Origin of the sequence: Gordonia sp. (in: high G+C Gram-positive bacteria), from assembly GCF_012515855.1 — a bacterium.
In the GTDB taxonomy this organism is placed as follows: domain Bacteria; phylum Actinomycetota; class Actinomycetes; order Mycobacteriales; family Mycobacteriaceae; genus Gordonia.
Genome location: NZ_JAAYXO010000189.1, coordinates 1 through 4,841 on the forward strand (window position 1 = coordinate 1; position 4,841 = coordinate 4,841).

At 69.3% G+C, this 4,841-nt stretch carries 6 protein-coding genes; 5 read left to right on the forward strand and 1 reads right to left on the reverse strand.

Annotated features, from left to right (window positions below; all coding sequences use genetic code 11):
• From GX543_RS13460 to GX543_RS13475, 4 genes are all read left to right on the forward strand, one after another.
• A partial coding sequence (locus tag GX543_RS13460; RefSeq protein WP_290852549.1) for a hypothetical protein occupies window positions 1-959 on the forward strand: 959 nt, incomplete at its 5' end.
• Window positions 960-1,024: 65 nt separating this feature from the next.
• Entirely contained in the window at window positions 1,025-2,128 is a 1,104-nt protein-coding gene (locus GX543_RS13465) for a hypothetical protein (RefSeq protein ID WP_290852550.1), read from the forward strand.
• Complete coding sequence (locus tag GX543_RS13470; RefSeq protein WP_290852552.1) at window positions 2,125-2,850, forward strand: hypothetical protein; 726 nt, start codon at window positions 2,125-2,127, stop codon at window positions 2,848-2,850. Before GX543_RS13465 ends, GX543_RS13470 begins: the two co-directional genes overlap by 4 nt.
• A 9-nt stretch (window positions 2,851-2,859) precedes the next feature.
• Window positions 2,860-3,357 carry a TerD family protein gene (locus tag GX543_RS13475; protein ID WP_290852554.1) on the forward strand — a complete coding sequence of 166 codons (498 nt, stop codon included), beginning with the start codon at window positions 2,860-2,862 and terminating at the stop codon, window positions 3,355-3,357.
• Between the two features lie 31 nt (window positions 3,358-3,388).
• Here GX543_RS13475 and GX543_RS13480 read toward each other — a convergent pair whose 3' ends face one another.
• Window positions 3,389-4,135, reverse strand: coding sequence for a helix-turn-helix domain-containing protein (locus GX543_RS13480; RefSeq protein ID WP_290852556.1), 747 nt, complete (start codon window positions 4,133-4,135; stop codon window positions 3,389-3,391).
• 81 nt (window positions 4,136-4,216) lie between these two features.
• Here GX543_RS13480 and GX543_RS13485 point away from each other — a divergent pair.
• Window positions 4,217-4,841: acyl-CoA dehydrogenase family protein (locus GX543_RS13485; protein WP_290852557.1), on the forward strand; the 625-nt coding region annotated here is incomplete at its 3' end.

Genomic DNA, 4,841 nt, shown 5'->3' on the forward strand with positions numbered 1-4,841 from the left:
CGCTCGCCGTTCGGCTCGCCAACTCCGGGGCGGCAGCGCAGGCGCGCCTGGCCGCCCGCTCCGACAGCGGCAATCCGGTGCGCGTCATCCAGACCTCGCCCGATTTCATGATCCTGCCGTCGATCGACGAGTCGGTGTCGGTGGGAGCCGTCCCCGACCGCGGTCTCGAACGCTTTCCCCAGGGCACGGTTCTGCACGTCTCGATCCAGCCGGAGAACGCGGCGACCACCGGCGGCGACATCGCCACCCTCGCCCCGCGCGACGTGTCCGGACTCGCCTTCGTCGACCTCGCGTCCGTCGCCCCGGACGCGAACGGAAAGCTCGCGATCACCACGCGCCTGGCGGTCGAAGACTCGTCGCTGCCTCCCGTCGCCGCCGCCGCGCGCATCGCCAGCCGCGGCGTGCTCGGCGCCGACCACGTGAGCGCGAGCAAAGAACTCAAGGTCCGCTGCGTGGTCGACGCCTCGACGTCGATGGCGACCGCCTTCGCCCGCAACGCAGTCGGTGCCTGCGGCGACATCGTGACCGGAATGGCAGCGGTCCTCGGCGACGAGTCGTCGATCGAGTTCGTGGTCCCCGCCCCGTCGTTCACCACCTTCCAGACCGCCACCGCGGGTAGTCTCGGCGACACCCTCGCCACCGTCCCGCCCACCGGCCTGGGCATCGCACCCGACCTCCGCGCAGCCCTGGCCGCTCCGGTGTCCGGGCGGACGCTGACGGTGGTCGTCACCGACGGCATCGGCTCCCTGCCGGTGCTCGCCACCACGCCGGATCGACCGATCGTCACCCTGTCGGTGTCCGACGCCGCCGCGGACACCATGGTCGGCGACGCCGCGGCCAACTGCCCGGTGTCGGTCGCGACCGACATCCGCGCTCATCTGGGCGCGCACGCGGAGGCGGTCACGACCATCGTCACCGGGCTGCTGGCGCCGCTCAAGCAACAGGGGGTGCTCGGTTGACCGCGCCCGGCACCAACAAATGCCCACGCTGCTTTGTCCCGCTGAACTGGGATTCGGTCGCGTGGATGATGAAGGACGACACCCCGGCGGAGATCGACCCCGTCGCGAGCGAGTTCACCGGTCGGCCGGTCACCTCACGCCAGGTGCACACCTCGGAGCGCCCCGCGGACGGCGCGCAGTGGAATCCCCTGCCCCAGGGCACCACCATCGCCGACATCGACATCGTCTGCCCGCGCTGCCACTACGAGCTGCCCGAGAGATGGCTCGATTCGACGTCCACCTGCATTGCGATGGCCGGGGCACGCTACACCGGCAAGACGGTGTACATCGCGGTGCTGATCAAGCAGCTGGAACGGCTCGCCGAACAGTACGGCCAGGAGCTGCTGCCCGCCGACGACAGCACCCGGACGCGGTACCACGAGGTCTACGAGAAGCCGCTCTACATCGAGCAGGGCATCGTCCAGGCGACGCCGAGCACCGTCAGCGACACCCAGATCCCGCTCATCTTCAATCTCGGGATGTGGAACGGGCGGCCGCCCCACTTCCTCGTGATCCGTGACGTCGCGGGCGAGGACATGGAGAACCCGGAGATGGTGGGCAACCGCGCCCTCTCGTTCTTCTCCTTCGCCGACGCGGTCTTCTTCCTCTTCGATCCGCTCCGCGTCGACGAGGTCTCCAGCCAGCTTCGCGACCTGATCCCCGAGCCGCCCGGCCTCGGCGGGGATCCGCGCGACGTGCTGCGCACGGTGCTGCGCTTGATCGGCAACGGAACGCCCCGTCTCGCGGTGATCCTCTCGAAGTTCGACGCCTTTCAGCAGCTCGCCCATGTCCGGAACTCGGCGTGGGGCCACGTGATGTCGAACGCGGGCGCGGCCTTCAACCGCGACCCGGGCCTGCGGTCGCGGCACTACAACGAGACCGACGGCATGCTGCTGGACCACGAGGTCCGCAGCCTGCTGCAGCGGCTGGGCGCGGGCGTCGGCCTGCGCACCCTGCGCAACCCGGTCAACGGCACGCAGTACGCCAACCGCTTCTTCGCGGTCTCCGCACTGGGCGAATCGCCGTCCGGCAAGAAGCTGCATCTCAACGGGATCTCGCCGTTCCGCTGCACCGATCCGATCCGCTGGCTCCTGGCGAACACCGGCGTTCTCGAGGAGCCGACGCCATGACCACTCCCAATCCCTTCGGCCCCGGACCGTCCTCGCCGTTCGGGCCCGGGGGACCGTCCGCGCCGTTCGGGCCCGGGGGACCGTCCGCGCCACGGACGCCGCCGCCCACTGTCGGCGGTGCGTTCGGACAGGTTCCCGGGCAGCAGCCCCCGCCGCAGCCGTACAACCCGTTCGGCGGACCCGCGGTCCCGCCCGCGGGCGGCCCGTCGCCGTTCGTGAACCCGGTGGCGCCGACGGTCCAGATGGCCACCGGTCTGCGCGGGCGGCCGATCGGGATCATCGCCTCGATCGTCTGCCTCGTGATCGCGGCCGGACTGTCCATCGCGCAGCTGGTCCGGACCATCACCGCCGTCAACGACGTCAGCGACGATGCGCGTCGCGTCAACGACCTTCCGCTCGACCCGACCGGCGTCCGCTCGACGATCGCCGAGACCACGGTCAACGAACTGAGCGGGACCGCGATCTTCCTCAGCGTCGCCTTCACCGTGGTCGCCGTCGTCGTGTACGCCGTCTTCTGCTGGTTCATCTGGCGCGGCGCACCGTGGGCACGAATCGCCGCGATTCCGTTCACGGTGCTCGCGGTGATCTTCGGGGTGATCGGCGGCGATCCGATCGCGGTGACCATCGTCGTCCTGTCCGTGATCGCCACCGCATGCCTCTGGCTGCCGTCGTCGGTCACCTTCGCCTCACCGGTCGATTCCCCCGTCCGTTTCAACCACTAGGCTCGAATCATGGTCTCCTCCGGTTTGTCGACCGTCACGGTCCGCACCACGTGGCGTGCGGGCGCGGGCGCGAGCATCCCCATCGACGTCGATCTGGCGGCGCTCCTGCTGAACTCCGCAGGCCGCGTGCGCAGCGACTCGGACTTCGTCTTCTTCAACAACCCGCAGGCTGCGGACGGCGCGGTGAAACGCTTCAGCGATTCCGGCGAAGAGAAGTTAACGATGAAGCTGGCGTCGCTCGGGGCCGACGTCGACGCCATCGCGATCGTCGTCACCGTCTATGACGGGAAGGGCGCGTTCGGCGACCTCTCGGCGGCACGCCTGACCATCGACGACTCCGGCCTCGGTCGGATCGTCGACTTCGATCTCACCGAAGGTCTGTACGACTGCCGCGGCGCGATCTACGCGACCATCGTCCGCGACGGCGAACGCTGGATCCTCGATGCGAAAGCCGAGTACTTTCCCGGGCTGCTCGAGATCGCGAGCACCTACGGCGTGAACGTCTGATCACTCGCACCGGCGGGTACTTACTCCCGGGCTAGTCTCGCCATCGATCCGCGGCCTCGCGGAGGATGTCGACCAACTCCTCGGCGCGTGCCGAGACCTCCTCGTGCGAGCCGATGACGCTGACCGCGGCGACGGTCCGACCGTCCTCGGTGACGGCGATCGCCGCGCCGTCGCCGTCGAGCGAGGCGTGCGGCGCCGCGCAGATCCCGGTCTCGGCGATGCCCGGAAGCGCGGCCAGGAAACGGTCGACGAGCGCGGGGTCGTCGTCGCCCAGCTCTCGCAGGTGCGGCCAGAGGTCTCGCTTGTCCATGTCGGCGAGCAGCACCCAACCCGACGACGTCCGGGTCAACGACCGCCGCACGTGATTCTCCGCGAGGTACGCGAAGCGCGGGTCGGAGGAGCAGTAGTCGACGTAGAACAGACCCGATCCGACTGCGATCGACAGCACCGTCGTCAGGCCGGTTCGCTGGTGGATCCACTCGAGGTCGTCGTGCCGCACCGAGGCGACGGCAGCCCGGCCGGCCAGCCGATTCAGCAGGTAGGGCGCCCCGCCGAGCACGTATCGGCGCGCACGTTCGTCCAGATACCCGACGGCCACCAGTCCGTTCACCAAGCCCTGCATCGAGCTGACCGGAGCCCCCACCTGGGCGGCGAGGTCGGTCAGCGTGACGCCGTCGGAGCCGGATCGCGCCGCCGTCTCCATGATCGCGGCCACGCGGTCGACCGTTCGATGATGCGCCCTCGCACGCCGTCCCGCGGGCAGTCCCTCTGTCGTCATCCAACTCTTCCGATCACTACGTATATACGTATCTAACGATTATTATTGCGTAGAAGCCTCGTTGCGTCCATAGTCGAGGTCATGAGCAAGCACAGTCTGGTGCCGACCGGCACCGTCGACCTCCACGAACTCGACGACCTCCGCGCCGACGTTCGCGCGTTCGCTCGCGAGCAGCAGGCCGCAGGAACCAGCCGCACCGTCGACAGCTGGCTCACCGGCTGGAACGAGGAGTTCACACGCGCACTCGCCGCTCGGGGCTGGATCGGCATGACGGTGCCGATCGAGTACGGCGGGCACGGGCGCAGCCACGTGGAGCGATACGTGGTCACCGAGGAGTTGCTCGCGGCCGGGGCGCCGGTCGCCGCGCATTGGATCGCCGACCGGCAGATCGTCCCGTCGCTGTTGAAGTACGGCACCGAATTGCAACGACGCCGCTTCCTCCCGGCGATCGCGCGCGGTGAGTGCTTCTTCGGCATCGGCATGAGCGAACCGGACTCCGGATCCGACCTCGCGAGCGTGCGCTCCCGCGCGGCGAAGGTCGACGGCGGCTGGCAGATCGACGGCGCCAAGGTGTGGACGTCGGGCGCGCATCGGGCCGACGCCTTCATCTGCCTGGTCCGCACCGCACCGCAGGATCCCGATCACCGCCACGACGGCCTCAGTCAGTTCATCGTCGACCTCCGCGCGCCAGGAGTCACGGTGCGAC